19 protein-coding genes, 1 tRNA gene, 2 rRNA genes and 2 pseudogenes (1 of these 24 cut by a window edge) are annotated in these 23,220 nt (G+C 51.6%); 9 read left to right on the forward strand and 15 right to left on the reverse strand.

All coding sequences use genetic code 11. From position 1 onward, the window contains the following. Positions 1–49 precede the first annotated feature (49 nt). Positions 50–1,411, forward strand: a complete 1,362-nt coding sequence (locus tag WG31_RS10480) for an amidase (RefSeq protein WP_063354482.1) — start codon at positions 50–52, stop codon at positions 1,409–1,411. A gap of 668 nt (positions 1,412–2,079) precedes the next feature. Continuing rightward, positions 2,080–2,739, forward strand: a complete 660-nt coding sequence (locus WG31_RS10485) for an SCO family protein (protein ID WP_245191503.1) — start codon at positions 2,080–2,082, stop codon at positions 2,737–2,739. Positions 2,740–2,757: 18 nt separating this feature from the next. Here WG31_RS10485 and WG31_RS10490 read toward each other — a convergent pair whose 3' ends face one another. Together WG31_RS10490 and WG31_RS16220 are read right to left on the reverse strand one after the other, a co-directional pair. Next, positions 2,758–5,112 carry a TonB-dependent receptor family protein gene (locus tag WG31_RS10490; RefSeq protein WP_157884527.1) on the reverse strand — a complete coding sequence of 785 codons (2,355 nt, stop codon included), beginning with the start codon at positions 5,110–5,112 and terminating at the stop codon, positions 2,758–2,760. Positions 5,113–5,135: 23 nt separating this feature from the next. Then, positions 5,136–5,525, reverse strand: a complete 390-nt coding sequence (locus tag WG31_RS16220; RefSeq protein ID WP_063354484.1) for a hypothetical protein — start codon at positions 5,523–5,525, stop codon at positions 5,136–5,138. Between the two features lie 249 nt (positions 5,526–5,774). Between WG31_RS16220 and WG31_RS15055 the strand changes: the two are divergent. Continuing rightward, positions 5,775–6,534 (forward strand): annotated as a pseudogene (locus WG31_RS15055) (IS5 family transposase). Between the two features lie 249 nt (positions 6,535–6,783). Further along, positions 6,784–7,665: a hypothetical protein gene (locus tag WG31_RS10510; RefSeq protein WP_157884528.1), complete on the forward strand. Its 882-nt coding sequence runs from the start codon at positions 6,784–6,786 to the stop codon at positions 7,663–7,665. Positions 7,666–8,148: 483 nt separating this feature from the next. Here WG31_RS10510 and WG31_RS10515 read toward each other — a convergent pair whose 3' ends face one another. Further along, positions 8,149–8,646 (reverse strand): hypothetical protein, encoded by a 498-nt coding sequence (locus tag WG31_RS10515; RefSeq protein WP_063354487.1) that lies wholly within the window; start codon positions 8,644–8,646, stop codon positions 8,149–8,151. Positions 8,647–9,160: 514 nt separating this feature from the next. Between WG31_RS10515 and WG31_RS10525 the strand changes: the two genes are divergently transcribed. Next, positions 9,161–10,411 (forward strand): IS701-like element IS1452 family transposase, encoded by a 1,251-nt coding sequence (locus tag WG31_RS10525; protein ID WP_012812328.1) that lies wholly within the window; start codon positions 9,161–9,163, stop codon positions 10,409–10,411. A 154-nt stretch (positions 10,412–10,565) separates the two neighbouring features. Here WG31_RS10525 and WG31_RS10530 read toward each other — a convergent pair whose 3' ends face one another. The 4 genes from WG31_RS10530 to WG31_RS10545 are packed head-to-tail and all read right to left on the reverse strand — an operon-like array spanning position 10,566 to position 13,763. Next, a complete protein-coding gene (locus tag WG31_RS10530; protein WP_063354489.1) occupies positions 10,566–11,729 on the reverse strand; it encodes a pyridoxal phosphate-dependent aminotransferase in 1,164 nt (387 codons plus the stop codon). A 58-nt stretch (positions 11,730–11,787) separates the two neighbouring features. Beyond that, complete coding sequence (locus tag WG31_RS10535; protein ID WP_063354490.1) at positions 11,788–12,246, reverse strand: YbaK/EbsC family protein; 459 nt, start codon at positions 12,244–12,246, stop codon at positions 11,788–11,790. Positions 12,247–12,260: 14 nt separating this feature from the next. Next, positions 12,261–13,133: a PhzF family phenazine biosynthesis protein gene (locus WG31_RS10540; protein WP_063354491.1), complete on the reverse strand. Its 873-nt coding sequence runs from the start codon at positions 13,131–13,133 to the stop codon at positions 12,261–12,263. Positions 13,134–13,175: 42 nt separating this feature from the next. Next, complete coding sequence (locus tag WG31_RS10545; RefSeq protein ID WP_063354492.1) at positions 13,176–13,763, reverse strand: TetR/AcrR family transcriptional regulator; 588 nt, start codon at positions 13,761–13,763, stop codon at positions 13,176–13,178. Between the two features lie 125 nt (positions 13,764–13,888). Between WG31_RS10545 and WG31_RS10550 the strand changes: the two genes are divergently transcribed. From WG31_RS10550 to WG31_RS10565, 4 genes are all read left to right on the forward strand, one after another. Further along, positions 13,889–14,677 carry an SDR family oxidoreductase gene (locus WG31_RS10550; RefSeq protein ID WP_063354493.1) on the forward strand — a complete coding sequence of 263 codons (789 nt, stop codon included), beginning with the start codon at positions 13,889–13,891 and terminating at the stop codon, positions 14,675–14,677. A 31-nt stretch (positions 14,678–14,708) separates the two neighbouring features. Beyond that, positions 14,709–15,194, forward strand: coding sequence for a RidA family protein (locus tag WG31_RS10555; protein WP_063354956.1), 486 nt, complete (start codon positions 14,709–14,711; stop codon positions 15,192–15,194). A 71-nt stretch (positions 15,195–15,265) separates the two neighbouring features. Beyond that, positions 15,266–16,126 (forward strand): 3-methyl-2-oxobutanoate hydroxymethyltransferase, encoded by an 861-nt coding sequence (gene panB / locus WG31_RS10560; protein ID WP_063354494.1) that lies wholly within the window; start codon positions 15,266–15,268, stop codon positions 16,124–16,126. A 3-nt stretch (positions 16,127–16,129) separates the two neighbouring features. Beyond that, on the forward strand, positions 16,130–17,035 hold the full coding sequence (locus tag WG31_RS10565; RefSeq protein WP_063354495.1) for a ketopantoate reductase family protein: 906 nt from the start codon (positions 16,130–16,132) through the stop codon (positions 17,033–17,035). A 9-nt stretch (positions 17,036–17,044) separates the two neighbouring features. Here the strand turns inward: WG31_RS10565 and WG31_RS15065 are convergent. The 8 genes and pseudogenes from WG31_RS15065 to WG31_RS10605 form a co-directional block, all read right to left on the reverse strand. Next, positions 17,045–17,823 (reverse strand): IS5 family transposase gene (locus tag WG31_RS15065; protein ID WP_408736576.1). Its coding sequence is split into 2 segments (ribosomal slippage): positions 17,045–17,448 and positions 17,448–17,823, totalling 780 coding nucleotides; the frame shifts between segments, so codons are not numbered across the junction. Between the two features lie 7 nt (positions 17,824–17,830). Continuing rightward, positions 17,831–18,016, reverse strand: a pseudogene (locus WG31_RS15070) (ATP-binding domain-containing protein); the annotation flags it as partial. A gap of 39 nt (positions 18,017–18,055) precedes the next feature. After that, positions 18,056–19,194, reverse strand: a protein-coding gene (locus tag WG31_RS10580; RefSeq protein WP_145912893.1) for an IS3 family transposase whose coding sequence is annotated in 2 segments (ribosomal slippage) — positions 18,056–18,939 and positions 18,939–19,194 — 1,140 coding nt in all. Because the reading frame shifts where the segments join, the coding sequence is not laid out codon by codon here. A gap of 44 nt (positions 19,195–19,238) precedes the next feature. Then, complete coding sequence (gene recD2, locus WG31_RS10590; protein WP_245191504.1) at positions 19,239–21,074, reverse strand: SF1B family DNA helicase RecD2; 1,836 nt, start codon at positions 21,072–21,074, stop codon at positions 19,239–19,241. After that, the gene (locus WG31_RS16195; protein WP_280790748.1) at positions 21,071–21,193 is read right to left on the reverse strand and encodes a hypothetical protein; all 123 of its coding nucleotides are present in this window, start codon (positions 21,191–21,193) and stop codon (positions 21,071–21,073) included. The genes recD2 and WG31_RS16195 overlap by 4 nt, the downstream gene beginning before the upstream one ends. A gap of 132 nt (positions 21,194–21,325) precedes the next feature. After that, a tRNA-Met gene (locus WG31_RS10595) sits at positions 21,326–21,402 on the reverse strand. 57 nt (positions 21,403–21,459) lie between these two features. Then, a 5S ribosomal RNA gene (gene rrf, locus WG31_RS10600) occupies positions 21,460–21,575 on the reverse strand. A gap of 106 nt (positions 21,576–21,681) precedes the next feature. Then, a 23S ribosomal RNA gene (locus tag WG31_RS10605) occupies positions 21,682–23,220 on the reverse strand (it continues 1,204 nt past the right edge of the window).

The following is a 23,220-nucleotide window of genomic DNA, read 5'->3' on the forward strand; positions in this document are numbered from 1 at the left end:
AAATCTATTTCTGTCATGGATCGACAGCCAATAAACACGGAACTGCCCGATGCCCTCTTCCTTCTCTTCCATGTTTCATGCAGCGCAGGCACTTGCTGATAACCGCACAACAGCCCGCAAACTGGTAGAAAATGCTTTAGACAACATTGCAGAACCTCATGGAGAAGGAGCGCGCACCTTCGTATCTGTGCATGCTACGGCTGCGCGCAGGCAAGCCGATGCCATAGATAGATTGCGGTGTCAGGGACAAGCGCCATCTCCTTTAGCTGGGCTCCCCATCTCTGTTAAGGATCTCTTTGATGAAGCTGGTTCCATTACCAGAGCTGGCTCCATGGTGTTAGCAGATGCCCCGCCTGCAAGCATGGACGCGCCTGCTATTGAACGCCTGAAGCAAGCAGGACTTATTAGTATTGGCAGAACGACCATGACCGAATTTGCTTTCTCGGGCATTGGCATCAATCCGCATTTTGGCACTCCGGCCAATCCATGGCACAGGCATGAAAAACACATTCCCGGAGGATCTTCTTCTGGAGCTGCCATTTCGGTCTCAGACAACATGGCATTTGTAGGCATTGGCAGCGATACAGGCGGCTCCTGTCGTATTCCAGCAGCACTTACCGGCCTTGTTGGCTTTAAGCCCACTGCACGCCGCATTTCTACCAAAGGTACGGTTCCTCTTTCTTCTACTTTGGATTCCATTGGAAGTATTGGCCGCACCGTAAAGTGCTGTTGGGCTACAGATAGCCTGATGGCAACCGGAACACTTCGTATACAGGATGCTCCAACCGGACGAGAAGGCAGCACACTTCGCCTAGGTATTCTTAGCACTTCTGTTATGGAAGATATGGACGACACAGTTGCCCATACATGGGAAAATTGTTTACGCAGACTTTCCAAAAACGGCGTTATGCTGGAAACATTTACCTGCCCACCCCTTAAAGAAATTCCTCAAGCCAACAGCAAGGGAGGGTTTCCCGCTGCTGAATCTCTTGCTTGGCATCAACCTTTGCTAGAAAGGCACCGTAGCGTTTACGATCCTTTTGTATTGCAACGTATTCTACGAGGTTACGAGCAGAACGCTGTGGATTACATTTCTTTACGGCAAAGCAGAACCAAATTGATCCAACAGGCAGCAGATATCATGAACCATTATGATGCTGTTATTTTGCCAACCGTGCCCATTATCGCTCCCAAAATTAGTGATATGCATGATAACACTCGTTATGTGGCAACCAACCTGCTCTTATTGCGCAATACCACTATCGCTAATTTTCTTGATTTATGCGCCATCAGCTTGCCGTGTCATCAGATGGGTGAAGCACCGGTAGGGCTCATGGTTATGGGTCGTCATGCGGAAGATCATATTCTTTTCCGTATCGCTGCACAGATCGAACATATTCTAGCCTCCTAAGAACTACTCATACAGTAATTAGGAAGCCAAATGGGCAGACAGTCTGCCTGCTTTTCGTAAAGCAGCTACCGAAGAATTCATTCATAAAATTCTGAGAACTGTATCAGGCCGGAGTTCTCGGCCTGATATCGTAAGATTTCTGCACAAGAGCCGCGCGCTCACCGAGCCCATCGGTAACTTTCTAATTCCATGCAGCCTTTTGCAGCCAATCAAATTACAACTTCATGACCAAATCCTGTGCTTGCACCTATTATAAGTATTGTTGTCATCACTTTTATCTCTTTGCAATTCAGATATAGATCAGACAACAATCACTCCTGCAATTACGGTATTGAAAGCCCTATACATGATGAAGGCATTAATACTCTACAATGGCGGCAATGATGAAATATGCTGGCAACCCTTCTGTTCTCTCAATGCACTTCCATGCTGCTGGCCGGAGATGGATTTAGCCGTACACAGAATGGAAACAACAATGCTTATGGGAAGAGTGCACAAAACGTTATCATCCCCGTTAACAAAGTCCATCAGTTCTGTTTCGCGCTAAATGGACAAAGCCTGTTCCTATCCTTCCCCAAAATATACGGCCCCTTACAAGAAAAGGTTCTTCCATAATGCCGTGATAATGCTTTGCTGCACATATATCCGCTATTTGCTATAATATGGTTATGACCCAGAAAAGCCCACGCAAAACCATATCTGACAGGAGAAAGCCTCCCTCTCCACGCCAACAAAATTGGAAAACAATTTTGCCTGTTATGGGAATTATCTTTGCTTTGCTTATCGGAGCAACAGGTCTGCGGGCAGTCCTAACATCACATTCCCATACCCAAATTGGTGGGCCTTATGCCCTGACTGATGAAAACGGGCACGTAGTCTCGCAAACTGATTTTCAAGGCCGTTATACGCTCATCTACTTTGGTTACACACATTGCGTAGATGTTTGTCCCCTGACACTTGCAACCGTATCGGCTGCACTGGATGAGTTCGGGCCGCTCGGGCAGAATATTACACCCGTTTTCATCTCGGTTGACCCCGCACGAGATACACCGGCTGTTGTAAAAGAATATATACAACGTTTTTCACCACGTATTGTGGGTCTAACCGGAACCGAAGCACAACTTCAGCCTATAATGGCTGCATTTCATGTCTCCGCACGGTATCGTACAAGTAATGGGGCTGGCTATCTTATGGATCATAGTTCGCTCTTGTATCTGATGGACGGCCAGAACCACCTAGCTGGTATGATACCGGTAGATTCCAGCGCCCATCACATTGCACTTGAACTTAAACAGCTTTTGCCACCACCCAAAAACCATCCATCATAAAAGTTTATCAGCCCTTCATCAAAACCGGATACGCACACCACCAAAATACGCTCTGGGTGAGCCTGCATAAATAGAACCAGTACTATTCATGAGCATACGCGCTGTTGCCTGCTGTCCATTGCTCTGCAAACTGTCACTGATGTTGGTCGCCCCTGCAATATAGGTTTGGTTTGCAACATTCTGCACTTCGAAATACCAGTGTAACCGATGTGCCCACCCAAGCCGTGTTGGCGGATTATAATGCACTTCCAGATTCAACAATGCGTAACCGGGGGCTTTCAAACGATTGGCGTTATCCAGCCAGTAGGAATCTCGCCAAGTCACCTCAGCGTAACCACCAAGCCCTTCCAAGGCACCATCAGGCTGATCGTACAAAAAACGCGCATTAAGAAAATTGGGAATCACGCCCGGAATATAATTTCCTTTACGACTAAAACTGCGTGAGACGGTACTATTTGAAAGAACCTCAGTGTAATTTGTATAAACCTGATTATCATAAGTATAACTAAGCTTTATACGTCCCCCCGGTAGCATTGTAGGAAGCGGCTTCCACTCCACCCCCAAAACAATCCCCCGATGCTGGGATGCTGGCGCATTAAACGTATAGGAACCCACGGTATTCACACCGGCAGACTGGCTAACGAGTTCATTATTATAAAATTCGTAAAAACCCGTTGCCTGAATAGTCATGTTGGAAGATGGATGCCAATCGGCACCAAGATCAATACCAACACTTGTCTGGCTTTTCAGTTGTGTATTGTTACCATATTGCCCCTGCGGCGTAATAAATAGATTTGAAGATGACGGTGTTCCATAGGCAGTGCCAACACGGGTATGAAACGTCCATTTTTTTGATGGTGTGTAAATCAATGCTCCTTCGGGAGCTAAATTGAAGTAGAAGCGATTGGCCGTAATATAGCGCTGATCCCGGCCTGTGGCAGAATAACTGTAAAGCGTCTCGGTAGCCCCAATATCCGAGTATGTTCCCCCAAGCCCCACCACTACGTGCCAGTTGGGGGCAAAATGCCAGTCCTCCTGAAACCGCGCACCTAAATTCCACTGGTGCCCATAGGATTCCGAATTCATTGCACCACGAGTGGCCCCACCAAGCGGCATGATATTGTAGGTCTGAGAGCCAAAGTCGAGATAATCAAAACTGATCCCGCCAAAAGTTTCCAGTGATTTACCACCAAGACGTGCATGGTTCGTTATATCGCTGCTGGCATTGTAGGAATTGTACGGGCCAACATACGCTACTGGCGATGTCGGCTGATCAATATGGCGTTGATCATAGGTAAACTGGTTACGCCAGATTGTGCGCGCATTGAAATCATGTTCCCAACGCAAGCCAACAACTGTGCGGCGGTCAAAACGACCCAAACCAGCAGCTTCTGGGCTCATGGCTTCCTTTGTTCCGTAACGACCATTCACCAACAGATTAACGGATGCACATCCTGTTGCTGCATTTACAGCATTATAACATCCCTGCTGGTAGGGATTGGCCCGATACTGGTTAAGCGATAGCCGCACGGGTAAAAAAGCATCCGTAACGTTATTTACAAATTTCAAGATAAGCCGATCTGATGATGTGAGGTTAACACGCAACCGCACATTTTCTGTTGAAGTGTTGTAACGGCTATTGGCAATAAACCCATTTCCCCGCACGTCACTCCCAAAGATCATGAGATCATAATGTTTATTACCAAGCCCCAACGTTGCGTAATTATTGAACATTCCGAAGCTACCAAAATCCGAACCCACCTCAAGGCCATGAATATCGGCTCCTTTTCGGGTACGAAAATTGATCGCACCGTTAATGGCATAATTGCCGTAGAGAGTTGATGCCGGGCCTTCAAAAACATCCACACCCGCATAAGCATGTGGATCGATGAGATCGGCACGAGCGGTCCCATCAGGCTGTGTCATCGGGAAGCCATCTTCCAGCACCTGTAGGTTTTTTAGCCCGTAAGACTGACGGTCTCCCGAACCTCTTACAGAAACCACTGTATCCCGTGGGCCATTCCCTTGCGTGAAGCTCACGCCAGGAATGGTCACAACCATATCCGCAACACTTTGCCCGACCTGATTACCAAAGTTGCCGCGATCAGAATGGTACGTTGTTTGCCCTGCGGGATGCGTTGTTGCGGAAACGCGGCTATTTCCCTTTACCGTAACCTGTTCAGTTTTTGCCTGCTTCCCCATCGAGGATACAAGCTTGCCATGCTGTATTTGAGAACGTGCATGGGCCATCTGAGCTGCGGAAAAAAGAGTGACAGCCACCATCACTCCGGAAAACCGAAGAGGGGTGCCATAAACATGAAACATGATTCTGAACCTGAATAAACAACACGAAAAGCCCGCGTGCCAAAACACGCGAGCAACCCTGTAATTTCAGGTCAGACGGGAGGTCCTTGCGGACAGAGAGACGTACGTTTTGGCGTAGGCGGCCCACGGATAGGTGCAAACATCCATGTTCGGCACACACATTCAGCACTCAACCCAGCAAAAATACAGAACGCAATACTGAGTAAAAAAAGCTCAAGCACTTCAGAAAGAAGAAAACTATCGTCCTGCGAATCTGTCGTGTGGTGATGCTGTCCATCAGGATCAGAAAGCGGTTTCTGATCATCGCAAAGAATACTCAGTTTTATGAGATCTTTGAGTGGATCTTCAACCAAAGCGACCGGGAAAACAACTCCACCAAATGTCAGCCGTGCGACCAGAGCAAGCAGCACCAGAGGCCAAAAGACCACTGACTGAAGCAAGCTGTGAGAGCGAGTTAACATCCATAATCACTACCGTAGATTACTCTGATTCACCAGATCAGATTTACCAACGCTTTTGTCTCGGTGGTATGAATCCTGGGGCCGTGGGTTCGAATCCCGCCGCGGACACTATTATGTATTTTTCTAGTGATTTAGACGCCTGTTGAGGCGGGTCATATATGCAGCACCCCGCCAAGCCTAGGGATCTAGGCTCAGGACCCATTGATTTGATTTCGGAAATCTGTTTCAGGCGCTGTGAGGAGACTAAAGATGAGCGACCTGTACTGGCTGACGGACGAACAGATGGAGCGTCTGCGGTCGTTCTTTCCCAAGAGCCACGGCGCAAACCTCGCGTTGATGACCGCCGTGTGCTGAGCGGCATCATTTTTGTGAACCGCAATGGTATGCGGTGGCGTGATGCGCCCCGGGAATACGGTCCGCACAAGACGCTCTACAACCGCTGGAAACGTTGGGGCGACATGGGCATTTTCATGCGGATGATGGATGGCCTGTCTGCTGCGAAAGCCGAGCCTCAGACGATTATGATTGATGCGACGTATCTCAAGGCGCACCGCACGGCTTCGAGCCTGCGGCTAAAAAAGGGGATCCAGGCCGCCTGATCGGACGGACAAAAGGTGGCATGAACACGAAGCTTCATGCGGTCACCGATCAGAACGGACGACCGCTGAGTTTTTTCATGACTACAGGGCAGATCAGCGATTATACCGGTGCCGCTGCCTTGCTGGACAATCTTCCTGCAGCACAATGGATGCTGGGAGATCGCGGGTATGGCGCAGACTGGTTCAGGGACGCCCTGGAAGAGAAAGGTATAAAGCCCTGCATTCCAGGACGGAAATCTCGCGGAAAGCCGGTCAAATACGACAAGCGAAAATATAAACGCCGCAATCGCATCGAGATTATGTTCGGAAGGCTCAAGGACTGGCGGCGGGTCGCAACCCGCTACGACAGATGCCCGACCGTCTTCTTCTCAGCCGTCTGCCTCGCCGCAACCGTCATCTTCTGGCTATGAGTCCTGAGCCTAGCTGGGGCACCCCTAGGTGTAAAAAATTTAGATGGAAACAATTATATAGATGTCCGCGTGTCTTCAAGCGGCTTATCGACGATTACCGTTTATCTGTTGATAAGGATGGTGCTCACAAAGAATATTTTTAATAAATAAAATAATCTTGATCGAAATTCTCCTCGTCAAGGGATTGTAATGATTAATTTCCCTATGCCACAAACATTTGATATTATTTTTTATGATGAGTGACTCTTGATGCCTAAAGCCAGCATTCAATTTGCATGCATAAACAGGGGATGCAATGGCAACATCATGGATGAGTTGGAGGTATCAAGTCCTAACTTTAATGTCGAGCGAATGACCGATGGCGATTTAGTCGAGGAACACAATGTCTGTTGTCCGGTATGCGACACTGATTACGAAGTTGAGACCGTAAATGGGCTATGGGGAATCACAGCAAATATTGATGGAAACGACATAAATATAGACCTTGAACCTGATTATGATGACTATGAAGATTATTTGCTAAGTTATGAGCCAGCGAATAACGTAGTCGGAGCTTTTGAAAAATCAGAGACTGAGCTTTTAGACTTGCTTACCAATTCGAATGCTACGCCGACGAGTGTTCTCAACCGTATGATATATTCTCAGCTCATCGCGACAATGGAAGCTTATCTGTCCGACAAAATATTGATGCTGTCGACAGAGCATGACGCTATCAAACGACGCCTGATAGAAAAAGCTGACTTCATTAGAGACAAAACTCTGAAGGTCACAGATTTGTTGCTTGATCCAGAAAAAGCGGAAAAGACTTTTAAGCTTGGGTTACAAAAGCTGCTTTATCATGACCTTGAAAGGGTCGAAAAACTATACAACGTCGCGCTCGCAGAACCATTTTGGCCAGCCAACCCTGATGTTAAGATCGAGCTAGAGAAAGCCGTCCTAATCCGCCATGATTGCGTGCATCGGAATGGTGCCGATATAACTGGAAGGATTCACAGCTTTGATGAGTCCGTAATTGGCACACTAGCTAAGCATATCACCGATTTAGTCGAGCATATCGAAGATAAGGCAGAATGCTCGATCCAGAAGATCAAAATGGCAGCTACTGCCCAAACTCTGTCTGCCCAGAATTAGATCACTTTCACGCAATATTTTAACGAGTTAGTAGGAGTGAACAGCAAGAGAACTACCGTTCCAAGCCGTGATCGAGCCTCTAACGGCTACCTTTGTCGGAAGACTTATCTCGAGGAAAAGACAGCATAATTACCCCTAAAACATGCAATTTAAGGCGTTTCGTGCTCCTTATATCGAAAAAGGGTGCGCACGTTGCATTGAAGAGATGTCACTAACTCATTACGAGGGAAGCGACACACTTTAGCAACACGCAATAAGCATAGTAAAATCAGAAACTACTTCTGCAGGCTCGGTCTTGAGTGGCAATGATGAACCTTCGCTGGCCACTGTCCGCTATTGGAAACCAACATAAGCAGCTGTATTTATTATATGAAGGCGATTACTTTCTACCTGCTTTCAGATCAAACATATAAAAATGAACTTTGACCCAGAAAACAGATAGTGTCTTCACTAAAATCCAGATAAAATAACTGCATATTAAAATTACTGCCTATATCTAATGAAAAACGAAAGCATCAAGATAACAAATCCAGCCGCTGCCATAGGACCTTTTCCAGATTTTTCTAAAAAGAACGCTACTCCCGTTATTGGAAGAGCCAAAAACACAAGAATAACCATTTGATTTAGAATGTTATTTGATATTAATATGATGGATATTCCAGACACAAAAAACCATAAAAGTGCAAATACAGGAATTACGTATGATAAAAATCCTGATGTGCCATGGAATGAAAATAGATGGAATTTATATAGAAATAAATTTAATACGACTATTATTAATGGATATAATGTTTTTGTTTTATTTTTCCAAAAAAAATCCCAGTACTCTGGGAACGGTTTAAACGCTCTTTCCTTGACTCCCAAGAAATAAGTTTTCAATGGATCATTAATAGATTTTCGCAGAGATTCGGGCATAAAATAATCACTACCCATTAAAACCGCTGATATAGCTTGCATAATAATGATGTTTTTTTCATTCATATTTCACTATTCCTTTGAAACGATCTGCTAAACAACAGCACGCTAAGCAAAAATGTAGCATGTGAACGATTGAAAGCGAACGTAATAATCAATCCTAAGGTGGAACAATCCCATATAAAGCAGTTCGCCAGCTGCCCGTGGCGGGCCTTCACCAGAGCCAAACTGTCGGGGATGGTTTCCAACCCAAACATGGGGTAGCCTTAAATGTATCGCGTCCTAAAAAACGCCGGTTAAAGCGAATACACTGTTTGGGCATGCCGTTAATCTGATACACGATTACTGATTTACCAAAGGTTTCTACCACAAGGCGAGGAAAATCATCTGCAACCACTTTAGATGTGGAACACGGAAATGGTGGGGGGGGGAATTCTGACCGTCGGTTTTCAGCGCTAAAAATGGAAAAGCGGGCCTCCATATTAGCGGTCAGACGCAGACGATTCATCATCAAACCTCGGGACAAAACATCTAGCACTACAGTTGCATTTTGTGTTGAGTTCTGAATCTATGGGTAACCATGATTCAGGATATGATGAGTGGCGGTACGTCTGTTGAAGAGACGCTGGAATTATGGGCGCGCTCGCTTCGGTCCGCCAAGGATCGGATGGCGCCGCTGTTCACGCAAAAACGTGTCGTAGATTCGGCCTGTGCTTTTCTTGATGTTTTGATTGGCAATGAACCACGCAAGACGGGATGGATGCGAGCGGAAGCCGCAGGAGATCCTGGTCCATGGCGGCAGCAGGCGCTTCTGGGACGCGGGCACTGGGATGCCGATGCCCTTCGTGACGTCGTCAGGGATTATGTGATTGAGCATCTGGGCACTGAAGAGGGCGTGCTGGTCATTGATGAGACCGGTTTTCTGAAGAAGGGTCAGGCGTCCTGCGGTGTGGGGCGGCAGTATACGGGATCTGCCGGCAAGATCACGAACTGCCAGATTGGTGTGTTTGGCGCTTATGTTTCGGAACGGGGGCATGCCTTTATTGACCGCGCCCTGTATCTCCCGAAAGACTGGACATCAAAGCCTGAGCGTCTGAAGCGGGCCCACGTTCCCGATGACGTGGTGTTTGCAACCAAACCGGCGTTAGCCTCGATGATGATTGAGCGAAGTATTGAGGCCGGTGTGCCGTTCCGCTGGGTTGCAGCAGACAGCGTGTATGGCGTGGGCGACGTAGAACGCACGCTTCGCCGGGCAGGAATTGGATATGTGCTTGGGGTCAAGGGCAATCACTGGTTCGGATCATGGGCAACGGAACCGCTGATTGCCGGAGAGGCGAAAGATATTGCAGCAGGACTGCCAGACCAGGCCTGGCGTCGTCTGTCAGCGGGGCACGGCACAAAAGGTGAGCGACTTTATGACTGGGCGTATCTTCCGCTTGCTGATCTGGATGCTGAAGAATTTGACTGCCCTATAGCCGGACCATGGACACGTGGCCTGTTGATCCGCCGAAACATCGCTGACGGGGACCTTGCCTATTTTACGACCTGGAGCCCGAAAGGGACAACCACGCAGGAACTGGTGAACGTTGAAGGGACGCGCTGGAGGATCGAAGAAGGGTTCGAGACGGCCAAAAACGAATTTGGTCTTGATCATAACGAGACCCGCTCCTGGCATGGTTGGCATCGGCATGTCTCTCTGGTCATGCTGGCCTATGCCGTCATGGCCAGTGTCCGTTACCAGGCAAACTCACTGAAACCGAAAAAAACACAACTCAGAACACGACAGTCCTTGTCCGCTGGTCCATTCAGGAGATCAGGCGCCTCGTCGTAAAACTTGCACAACGCAGACTACCCGTCTCTCACATCCTCAGATGGTCCGTCTTTCGACGAACGCATCAGGCCAGTGCTATCCGCGCTCACTCACGACACAAAATGCAACTGTAGTGCTAACTGGGCTGCCCATTCTTGGGGCGTCTGTGACGTTCTCATTTTACTCTCTTTGCAATAAAATCAGCTATTCTTTGGCAGCCTTCCTCAATGTCGTCTTTTTTTCCGGCAAAGGATAGTCGAATATATTTCGATCCTTGGCAGTGATCAAAATCTATCCCAGGAGCGACGGAAACGCCTGCTTTGCGGAGAAGGTCGCGTGCAAATATCATACTGTCATCGGCAAGGTGGCTGATGTCAGTATAGATGAAAAAGCCGCCATCTGGCGGATGAAAAGAGGTAAGACCAATTTCTGGCAAACGCTTGAGTAAGTATTGTCTATTTTCCGCATAGCCCGCTTTGACGGTTTCGAGTTCCTCTGTCGCATCGAAAGCAGCCAGAGCTGTGATCTGAGACAGTTCGTTAACACTCAAAGCAAGGTTTTGCGCCAGACATTCTGCTGTGCGGGCCATTCCCTCTGGCATGATCATCCAACCGATACGCCAGCCCGTCATACAATAGTATTTTGAAAAACTGTTGATAACGATGGCATCATCAGAAAATTTCAATGCACTGATTGTTGGAAAATCATATACCAGACCGTGATAGATCTCATCCATGATCAACCGAATGCCATGATCTGCGCAGCAGTTTGCCACCGCTTCGAGACGATCAGGCTCCATCATGGTGCCGTCAGGATTGTTAGGGCTGGCCAGAACAATCCCCTTTATTGGCTTTTTTGCATGAGCCTGTGCAATCTGTTCTGGTGTAACAGTCCAGCGTGTATCGTGCGTTGTCGGGATTTCAACAACGTTGAGACCAAGTGTTTTGAGGATATTTCGGTAAGCAGGATAGCCCGGGGTGGGAATGGCAACACAATCATCAACGTCGAAGAGGGCAAGGAAGGCCAGCGTGAAAGCCGCGGATGATCCCGTTGTGACAGCGACACGCTCGGGCGAAATTTCAAGACCATATTGTTGCTGATAATGATGCGCTATTCGTGTCCGGAGTGCTGGTATGCCAAGAGCTTCTGTATAGCCAATCCGGCCATGATGGAGCGTTTCAGACGCGACAATACGAGCTCGTTGAGGAGTTGGCGCGCCAGGTTGACCGATGGCCAGATGGATAATGGATCGCCCAGACCGCTCCAGTTTCAGGGCTTCAGACATGATATCAATGGCATGAAAGGGGTCAACAATACTACGGCGGGACAGAGGTGTCATGATGGGCGTCCAGAGAAAAAATACCAGAAGAAATCGGCAACCTTGCGTAATTGATGTTTTACTTTGCTACATCCACCCATGTGGCTTCTGTCAGATCGGCCAGTCTTGAAGGCGAAATACGCAAGGCAGCCTCTGGGGAGCCGGCTGCTGGAAAAACCTCATCGAAATCTTTCAATGAAATGTCGCAATAAACAGGGATTTTCTTCGGTAGTCCGAAGGGACAGACGCCTCCAACCGGGTGACTTGTGATAGCTTCTACATCTTCGGGAGAAATCATTTTAGCTTTCACACCAAACTGATCACGATACTTCCGGTTATCGAGGCGCGCATCTCCGCGCAGAACAAGCAGGATCGGTGTGTCGCCCTGTATGAGCGCCATTGTCTTGGCTATCTGGGGTGGGGTGACACCCAGACCTTCGGCTGCATCGTTTACACTGGCCAGACTGACATCTCTTGTCATGACCTTAATGTCAGGGGCATATCGGGAAAGAAACGACTGGACGGTTTCAAGGCTCACGACACTTTGGTCCTTCAGATATGGATCTGCCCGTCCACGCAGGTTACGCAGGCTCCGCCAATCCGGACAACGCCATGCTCGGCTGTTTCCACGACGATATGACCCGACCGTCCGCGCTTTTCCCCTTGGGTAGCGCAATACTGTCCTCCCTCTTCAGAGAGTTGACCACGGGCAACCCGAAACGCTGCAACGGCTCCGTTCCCGCTGCCACAGACGGGATCTTCATCAACGCCGCAGGATGGGGCAAAGGATCGAACCTCAATGGCGGAAGGACTACCGTCTGGATAGGCGCCATACAGTGAGAGGCCAGTCACACCAAGTTTGCGTTCAAATCGTGCTGAGCGGGAAAAATCGGGCTTGAGATCAAGGAGGGTTGTGGCATCAGCGACTTGAGCCACGATCCAGACAGCCCCGACATTGACGATTGCAGGAGGAATATCCGAGAGCACTTCTTGCCCAATGATTGTTTCCAGTTCTGCGATATCTTCTGGCTTCAAGGGCTCGAAAGCCGCGTGTGGCATATCCAGAGTAAGTGTCTGGGTGCCTTTGCTTTCCTGAACGGCAATTCGGATAAGTCCCTGACCACACTCCTGAACGACATACCCGTCTTTCGCCTTGATCAGTCCGGCTTCAAGGGCCGCATGAGCACTGCCAAGAGTTGGATGACCAGCGAAGGGCAGCTCGGAATGAGGTGTAAAAATACGAAGCCGATAATCAGCGTTTTCCTGCGTGACTGGTAAAATGAAGGTTGTTTCTGAAAGATTTGTCCAGCCTGCAATATCCTGCATCTGTTGATCACTCAAACCCTGAGCGTCCATCACTACGGCGACCGGGTTGCCCTTGAAAGGGCAGGAGGAAAACGCATCGACAACTTTATAAGAACGCATCAGTCAGGACCTTTCCTGAAGCGAGGGGTGATTTGATTGGCACTACGGGCAATTGAGAGCGATAAGCTGGCGTGCCAGTTCACCAACACGCGCAGGAGGACCGCCTGTTTCGTAAAGCTGGCTTGTCGTGTAGGTGCCTTCCATCAGCAACATCAACCCAGCAGCGAGCAGAGAGGGGTCAGTGGCTCCAATAGCCGCGGCCTTTGCCGTCAGCCATGTCTCAACCTCTTTTTTGAGAGAGGAAGCGACTTCCCTGACGGGGTGTCGGGGATCCGGGAACTCGACCACGGCGTTTGTTACGCCGCATCCACGATAGTCAGGACGTGGAGCTCGTTCGGCTAGCCCATCAAAATACGCAATCAACTGAGCTTTATCATCCTGAGGATATAAGATTTCAGCACGTTCTATCCAGTTCCAGAATATCTTCTGATAATCCGCCAGATACCGGATGATGAGCCCATCCTTGGATTCAAAAAGACGATAGAGGGACGGTTTGGTGACCCCTGCCGTGCGGACGATTTCATCGACACCTACAGCTCGTATCCCCTGCTCGTAAAAGAGGTTTTGGGCAGCGCCAAGGATTTTGTCTTTAGCGCGGGGGCCCTGCGAGACGGGAGCTTTCAGAGCCATGGGACACTCCTTTATTGACACGGCGGCGAAGTCGACACTAAGGCTGTTAGGATGACCTTACTGGTCAGTAACATAGCAAATTTTCTCCATGTAGCAAGCTCCCACTTTCAGGACTGGATAAAGCAATGGATCTCGGGATTGCAGGACGATGGGCTTTGGTATGCGCTGGCAGCCGCGGGCTGGGAAAAGCCTGTGCCAAGGCATTGGTGCAGGAAGGCGCTAACGTTGTCGTGACGGGACGCGACAAGACCACGCTCGCGGCGACCGTGCAGGAACTGGAGGCTCTTAATCCAAAGGCGACTGTCATTGGCGCGCCGGGCGATATCACGACAGAAGCTGGGCAGAAGAATGCATTGGCGGCGGCCCCGGTCATCGATATTCTCGTGACCAATGCGGGTGGCCCGCCTCCCGGAAACTTTCGCGACTGGACTCATGAGACCTGGCAGGATGCCCTGAACGCGAACATGCTGACGCCGATTGCGCTTATTCAGGCGACGATCGACGGCATGATCAGCCGGAAGTTTGGACGTATCATAAACATTACATCGCTTGCGGTTAAAGCACCGATCGCCATTCTGGGTCTCTCTAATGGCGCGCGAGCTGGCTTGACCGGGTTTGTTGCCGGGTTGTCCCGCGATCCGGAAATCGTTGCAAATAATGTTACGCTAAACAATATCCTGCCCGGCTGGTTTGGGACGGATCGAGGCCAACAGGCTCTTGAATCTCTGGTAACCAAGCATGGACTCACGCTTGATCAGGCTCTCGTTCAGCGTCTGCAAGCCATCCCGGCGGGACGTTTTGGGATGCCTGAAGAGTTTGGAGCGACGTGCGCCTTTTTGTGTAGCCGCTTCACCGGATACCTGACGGGACAGAACATTCTTCTGGATGGCGGGGAATTTCGCGGAACCCTTTAATACCGCTTCCCAGTTTTGGAGAACTCTAAACATGTCCATTATCGAACAGAAGCTAGCGGACCAGAGACTTATACTCCCAGAGCCACTTCAACTTCCCTCTGGCATGAAACTTCCCTTTCCGTGGGTCCTCGTCAGAGGAAACCGAGTTTATATTTCAGGCCACGGCCCTCAGGAGAGAGACGGCCAACCTGCCGGACCATTTGGCGCAGTCGGCGAAAGTGTTTCTATCGACGAGGGCTATGAAGCCGCGCGAAAAGTCGGTCTGTCTATTCTTGCCAGCCTGAAGCGCGAACTGGGTGACCTCGATCGTATTGTCGGCTGGTGTCGCGTACATGGGATGGTGTTGTGTAAGCCAGGCTTCACCAACGCCCCTGCCGTTGTGAATGGGTTCACGGATCTGATTCTTGACGTTTTTGGCCCCGACATCGGTCGTCATGCCCGTACGGCAGTTGGTGTTGCTGCCTTACCTCTGAATTTTCCGATTGAGATTGAAGCTGAAGTTTTAATCAAAGAATGAGTTTGTACCGTATTGTTCGTTCTGTCGTGCGGAACAGCGGGACAACTATAACGGCAAGAAGGTCATAATCAATGGCGCAAGAACAACCCGCTCCATATGGATCAGGGATACAGTCCCCTGAGCCTGCAAAAAAGCAACGCGTCAGGATCCCGTATCTCAGGAAGATGAAGGAGTCCGGGCAAAAATGGGCTATGCTCACCGCTTATGACATGTACACAGCAGCCATTTTTGAAGAGGCTGATATTCCTGTTCTCCTAGTCGGTGATTCAGCCTCAAACAACGTCTTCGGGAATGACTCCTCTCTGCCTGTCACAGTGGACGAGTTAATTCCACTTGTCAGAGCAGTTTCGCGTTCAACCCATCGTCCTCTCATTATCGCAGATTTACCCTTCGGCTCATACCAGGCCTCAGCCAAACAATGCTTCAAGACGGCCGCACGCTTCATGAAAGAAGGGGGGGCTCATGCCGTGAAACTGGAAGGTGGCAGAGAAATGCTGCCTCAGGTCAGGAAGCTGGTTAGTTCGGGCATACCTGTGATGGCTCATATAGGCTTCACCCCTCAGGCAGAACATCAACTGGGGGGATACCGCGTTCAGGGGCGCGGAGGCCGCGCCCAGGATTTGTTGGAGACGGCCAGCGCCTTTGAGGAGGCTGGCGCTTTTGCGCTTCTGATTGAAATGATTCCTGAAACTGTTGCGACCGAAATTACGCAGTCGGTTTCCATCCCCACTGTCGGGATTGGCGCTGGTCGACACTGCGATGCCCAGGTGTTGGTGTGGCAGGATATGGCAGGTCTTCGAGGTGGACGACTTCCCCGTTTTGTCAAACAGTTTGCAAACATGCGCACACTGCTGCGCGATGCAGCGCGAGACTATATGGCGGAAGTCGAAGGGGGTATTTTCCCGGCTGCCGAGCACTGCTTTGAGGAATAGCATATGACGCAGAAATCTCAGTCCTCTTCTCAAACGGTAGCCTTGATCGGGGCCGGAGCTGTAGGGCTTTCATTAGCGGCTGCGCTGATCAAAGCAGGTGTGGATGTTACTGTTTGCGGTGCACGGACACCGTTCAATGACATCATCGTCAATGAAGGCGGACAACAGAATAGATATCCGGTAAGACATATTACAGTTCCGGAAGAGCTTGGCCCATGTCATATGGCAGTTCTTGCCGTGAAAGCGCATCATACGGATGACGTTGGGAGTTGGCTGCAGCATTTTGACCAGAATAATGCTGTGATTCTAGCGGCCCAGAATGGTTTGGGCCACAAGCCACGTGTTGCAAAATACGCACCACAAGCGGAAGTTCTTCCTGCTATCATTTATCTCAACGTCGAACGTCCGAGCCCCGGCCATGTGATATTGCGGCGCGTGACTGATTGTGACGTGTGTGTACCTCAGACAGCTATCGGAGCATCCCTGATTTCATCTCTGAAAAAAGGGGGAATGAGAGTCCGGCAGGTAGATGATATGACAACGGTCATATGGACCAAGCTTCTATCGAATATTGCGGTCAATCCCATTACAGCTCTTACAGGCCGCCGTGCTGATGTAATGCGTGACCCTCTTGTTGAGCAGACGGGCAGGCAGATCATGCGGGAGGCCCTGTTGGTCGGTCTGGCTGAAGGGGCAAAGTTGAGTGAAGACAACATCGAACAGGCCATGACATGGCTTCAGAGTGTTCCGCCCGGTAGCACGACATCAATGCGGGAGGATCGTCAGGCTGGGAGACCGCTGGAGTATGAAGCTCTTACAGGCGCGGTTGTGGATGCAGCAGACCGTCATGGTATTGACGTTCCTTACAATAGATTTTTACATTCCTTATTGATGGCTATTAAGTATTAGGCTCAGGACTCATAGCCAGAACATGACGGTTTTGGCGAGGCAGATGGCGGGGAAGAAGACGGTCGGGCATCTGCCGTAGCGTGTTGCGACCCACTGCCAGTCCTTGAGCCTTCCGAACATGATCTCGATACGGTTGCAGCGTTTATATTTTCGCTTGTCATATTTGACTGGTTTTCCGCGGGATATCCGTCCCGAGATGCAAGGTCTGCCCCTTCTTCCCTCCAGAAGAACACCCCTGAACCAGTCAGCATCCATTGGCCATAGGCTAGCTGTCCAGCAGAGCAGGGCTCCGGTGTAATCACTGACTTGTCCGACTGTCATGAAGAAGCTCAACGGTCGTCCGTTCTGATCGGCGACCGCATACAGCTTGGTATTTATACCGCTTTTGGTGCGACCGATCAGACAGCCTGAATCCCCTTTTTTAGCCGTAGGCTCGAAACCGCGCGGTGCACCTTGAGATACGTCGCTTCAATCATAATCGTCTGAGGCTCGGTTTTAGCAGCAGACAGGCCATCCATCATCCGTATGAAAATACCGATATCGGCCCCACGCTTCCAGCGGTTCTTGAGTGTCTTGTGCGGACCGTATTCCCGGGGCGCATCACGCCCGCGCATACCATTGCGGTTCCCAGAAATAATACCGCTCAGCACACGGCGGTCATCGACGCGAGGTTTGCCTTGGTTCTCCGACTTTCCCAGTAGGGCGGCGGATGATTCATGTCGGCTTTCGGGAAACCCTACCAACCGCCTGAATGACCGACATGAAGGCGGAAGCCGACATGAAAGCATCGCTGCATCATATCGCTCCCTGCGCCAGCCACTCTTTCAGCTTCGACCATCGCCGCCTTCCGCCCTGATTACGCACGGCGATGGCCAGCGCCTTCTTCTGGCCCACCAGCACGACGAGTTTCCGGCCACGTGTCACCCCCGTGTAGAGCAGGTTCCGCGCGAGCATGGCGTAATGTTGCGTCACCAGCGGGATGGACGTGTCACGGTTTAGTTCCGGACCTTTGGTTATCTGTTAAGCGGCGTTGCGCTCATAATCCAGAGGGCTTTTCCATTGAAGTGCGGAATGCAGCCTCTGAGGATTATAGAAATCATTGATGTAGGATGTGATAGCCTGCTCGACCTCCTGACGCGTCATCCATGCGTGCCGCCACAGAAGTTCAGCTTTCACGGTCTTGAAGAAGCTTTCCGTCACTGCATTGTCCCAGCAGTTTCCCTTTCTGCTCATGGACACGATAAAACCATGGGTAGAAAGGAGTTTGCGGTAATCCTCTGAACAATACTGACTGCCACGATCCGCATGATGGACGCAGCCTGGTGGTGGCTGACGCAAGGCAATAGCGCGCTGTAACGCGGTCGTAGCAAGGTCTGCGGTCATACGGCTCCCTAGGTTCCAGCCGATGACTCTGCGTGAGAAGAGGTCAAGCACCACAGCCAGGTAAACCCAGCCTTCACGTGTCCAGATATATGTGATGTCTGCTGTCCATTTCCGGTTAAGCGCTGGTGCTGAAAAATCCTGGCCCAGAAGGTTGGGTTCAATACTGTGCTTGTGCGAACTGTTCGTGGTGACCTTGAAGCGTCGTGTCCTGACAACACGAATGTCATACGCGCGCATCAAACGTCCAACGCGACGATGCCCGACAGACAGACCAGCAGCCCTGAGTTCTTCTGTCATACGGGGACGTCCGTAACTTTGCCTGCTCTGAGCGTGAATGGCGCGGATATGGACCATCAGGATGTCATCCTGTCTTTTGCGGGCACAGACCGGGCGTCGTCGCCAGGCCCTGAAACCCCGGTCGCTGACACCAAACAGACGGCAAACCCGTTCGCGTGAAAGGGGCCCATGATAGCGAGCAATAAAGGCAAACCTCACGACCTTTGGCTCGCGAAGAACTGTGTCGCCTTTTTTAACAGCTCCCTCTCCTCCCGCAGCAGAAGGTTCTCACGGCGTAATCTCTCATTCTCACGCAATAACGCCGTATGATCTGTTGTGTCCGCGACGACAGTATCAAGCTTCTGCGCATCGCGGATCCATTTCTTCAACGTCGAAGAGCCGATACCCAGATCTTGGGCAATACGCTCACGTGACAGACCGCTGCTCAGAGCTAAACGCACCGCCTCGTGCCTGAACTCAGCCTTATAAACTCGTCCCATTCCAAATCTCCTTCATGACCATCTTCGGTCTTAAAGGTCCGGAACTAAACCGTGACACGTCCATCCCGGTCATAATCGTTGGCGATCTGCATCACCTTGTCGCCTGGCCCGTAGGTCCAGCCAAACCGCTCGACCTTCACCTCGCCCGGTGGGTTCAGCGCCTGTTGCAATTCGACATTCAGCGACCGCGCCCCAAGGCCACCCCGGTTCATCGGGCAGAGCACCTGCACGTCCTGAACCGGGTCCAGCCCGAACCGCGCCGGAATGCGGTCCCTCACCACAGCCAACAGCTTGCGCAGTCCGATCTCTGGGTCGGCGGCCTCCACGAAGTAGAAATCCGATCCCTCTTCCGCGCTCAGTTCGGGCATCCTGCCCTCATTGATCCGGTGCGCGTTGGTAATGATCCGGCTCTGCGCTGCCTGACGGAACACCTCGGTCAGCCGTACCACCGGTACGGCACCCGAGCCGATGATATCGGCCAGCACCTGCCCCGGCCCGACCGACGGCAACTGGTCCACATCGCCGACAATCAGCAGCGCTGCGCTGTCAGGCAACGCGCGCAGCAGGGAGCGCATCAGAAGCACGTCGACCATGCTGGCCTCGTCCACGACCAGCAGATCGCAGGTCAGCGGGTTAGTGTCATCCCGCTTGAAGCTGCCAGTCGCCGGATCCGTCTCCAGCAGGCGGTGAATGGTCTTTCCTTCCAGTCCGGTGCTTTCCGACAGGCGTTTCGCAGCGCGACCGGTCGGCGCACAAAGCTGCACATCCGTACCCTTGGCCGTCACAATTTTCAGGATGGCGTTGACCAGCGTGGTCTTGCCCACGCCGGGACCACCCGTGATCACCAGCACCTTGCTGCGCAAGGCGAGGCGCACCGCCTCCTGCTGGCTGGGCGCGAGCGCAAGCCCGGTCTTCCGTTCCACCCAGGTCATGGCCTTTTCCGCGTCAATCTCCGGCCAAGGCGCCCGCCCCACGGCGCAGGCATGCAACCGCTCGGCGATGCTCTGCTCCGCGCGATACAGACCGGCAAGGAAGATGCAGTCCGTCTCACCCACAGTATCGGCGACCACGTCGCCTGCTTCCAGTTCCAGCGTGAGGGCTGTCTCAATCAGAGGGCTGGCAACCTCCAGCAGTTCGGCCGTGCTGGTCAGCAGTTCCCCGACCGGCAGGCCGCAATGCCCTTCATCCATCGCCTCGCCAAGGGCGTAGGAGATCCCTGCCCGCACCCGGATCATGGCATCGGGCGCGATCCCCATCTTCCGGGCGATCTGGTCGGCGGTTTTGAATCCGATTCCCCGAATGTCCTTCGCCAGCCGATAGGGGTTCTCGCTGATCAGTCTGACCGCGTCCTGCCCGTAGGTCTTGAAGATCCGCACTGCCCGCGAGGTGCCAACGCCGTTGCTGTGCAGGAACAGCATGATCTCGCGGATCACCTTCTGATCCGCCCAGCCACCGACAATCCGTTCGGCGCGCTTCGGGCCAATACCCGTCACCTCTCGCAGGCGATGCGGTTCCTGCTCGATCAGATCGAACACGGCCTCGCCGAACGCTTTCACCAGTTTCTTCGCATAAACCGGCCCAATGCCCCGGATCATGCCAGAGCCAAGATAACGTTCGATGCCCTCGACCGTGGTCGGCGGGCTGGCCTTGAGGAACTCGGCCTTGAACTGGAGGCCGTGGGTATGGTCGTTGAACCAGCGCCCCGACATCTGCACGAACTCGCCCGCCGAAATCATGGCGGCATGGCCGACAACGGTGACCAGGTCACGCTGCCCCCGCACCTTCACGCGCAGGACGCAAAAACCATTTTCGGCGTTGTGGAACGTCACCCGCTCCACAACGCCGGCCAGCGCCTCAGACGACGCAGCCGCGCCGCTCAACGGGACTCTCCTGCCAGCACGGAATCGAGAGGATCAGACACCATGATCCACCGTAACATGGGATCGCACCACTGACCGTAGCCGGGTTCCATCACACCCAACACGCGATCGTGAAACACCTGCGATCAGCCCAAACTACGCTGTGCTTTCACTCCCATTTGCATCCTATGTGCATCCTGTGGGGTGTTTCGGGCACAAAAAAAGCCACCCGATTGGGTGGCTTTTCTCTTGTCTTTTCAGACGCTTATGCTTGGTTGCGGGGATAGGATTTGAACCTATGACCTTCAGGTTATGAGCCTGACGAGCTACCGGGCTGCTCCACCCCGCGGTTGTGATTGTGTTGAAATTTGTAGGGGTAGTAAGTTTTGGAAGGGTGGATTGGAAGACCTGGCGGCGACCGACTTTCCCGTGGCTTAAGCCACAGTATCATAGGCGCTGGGGGTTTTCACGGCCGAGTTCGGGATGGGATCGGGTGGATCTCTCCCCGCCATGGCCACCAGGTCATCCAGTCCACCCTGTAAGGGTGTGTGGAAGACGGTTGGTAGAAGAAGTAGGCGTATATATGGATGATTTCTGTGCACGGGCTGTCCTTTTAAGGGGACAGTAAGAGAGTGAGCCTATTGGGTGATTAGGACCAGTTAGCTGTACGTGTTACCACGCTTTCACACCTGGCCTATTAACGTGGTGGTCTACCACGACCCTCAGGGAGACCTAGTTTTGAGGTGGGTTTCCCGCTTAGATGCTTTCAGCGGTTATCCCTTCCATACTTAGCTACCCGGCGGTGCCGCTGGCGCGACAACCGGTGCACCAGAGGTATGTTCATCCCGGTCCTCTCGTACTAGGGACAAATCCTCTCAAGTCTCCAACATCCACGGCAGATAGGGACCGAACTGTCTCACGACGTTCTAAACCCAGCTCACGTACCACTTTAATCGGCGAACAGCCGAACCCTTGGGACCTGCTCCAGCCCCAGGATGTGATGAGCCGACATCGAGGTGCCAAACCTCCCCGTCGATGTGGACTCTTGGGGGAGATCAGCCTGTTATCCCTAGAGTACCTTTTATCCGTTGAGCGATGGCCCTTCCACGCGGGACCACCGGATCACTATGGCCGACTTTCGTCTCTGCTCGAGCTGTCACTCTCGCAGTCAGGCGGGCTTATGCCATTGCACTCAACAGCCGGTTTCCGACCGGCCTGAGCCCACCATCGCGCGCCTCCGTTACACTTTGGGAGGCGACCGCCCCAGTCAAACTGCCCACCATACAGGGTCCCGGATCAGGCTAACTGACCACGGTTAGACATCAGAAAAATTCAGGGTGGTATTTCAAGGATGGCTCCACAGGAACTGGCGCCCCTGCTTCAAAGCCTCCCACCTATCCTACACAGAATGTCTCTGATGCCACTGTAAAGCTGCAGTAAAGGTTCATAGGGTCTTTCCGTCTGACCGCGGATACCCCGCATCTTCACGGGGAATTCAATTTCGCTGAGCCGATGCTGGAGACAGCGGGGAAGTCGTTACGCCATTCGTGCAGGTCGGAACTTACCCGACAAGGAATTTCGCTACCTTAGGACCGTTATAGTTACGGCCGCCGTTTACCGGGGCTTCAATTCAGCGCTCTCACACCTCCTCTTAACCTTCCGGCACCGGGCAGGCGTCAGACCCTATACGTCGTCTTTCGACTTCGCAGAGTCCTGTGTTTTTAATAAACAGTCGCTACCCCCTGGTCTGTGCCACCCGCCAATGGTTGCCCACCAACGGGTCTCGCTTATCCCGAAGTTACACGAGCAATTTGCCTAGTTCCTTCAGCATCGTTCTCTCAAGCGCCTTGGTATTCTCTACCAGTCCACCTGTGTCGGTTTCGGGTACGGTCTATACGCCAGAGCTATTTCCTGGAATGCTCCAAAAGCCAGGTCAATCCGTTAAGACCTGACAACATATCGCATTCGTCACTTCTGGCAGGTACAGGAATATTCACCTGTTTCCCATCGACTACGGCTCTCGCCCTCGCCTTAGGGGCCGACTAACCCTGCGTGGATTAACCTTGCGCAGGAACCCTTGGACTTTCGGCGACAGTGTTTCTCGCACTGTTTGTCGCTACTCATGTCAGCATTCGCACTTCCGATATCTCCAGAGAGGGTCACCCCG

Source organism: Acetobacter oryzifermentans, assembly GCF_001628715.1.
GTDB lineage: Bacteria > Pseudomonadota > Alphaproteobacteria > Acetobacterales > Acetobacteraceae > Acetobacter > Acetobacter oryzifermentans.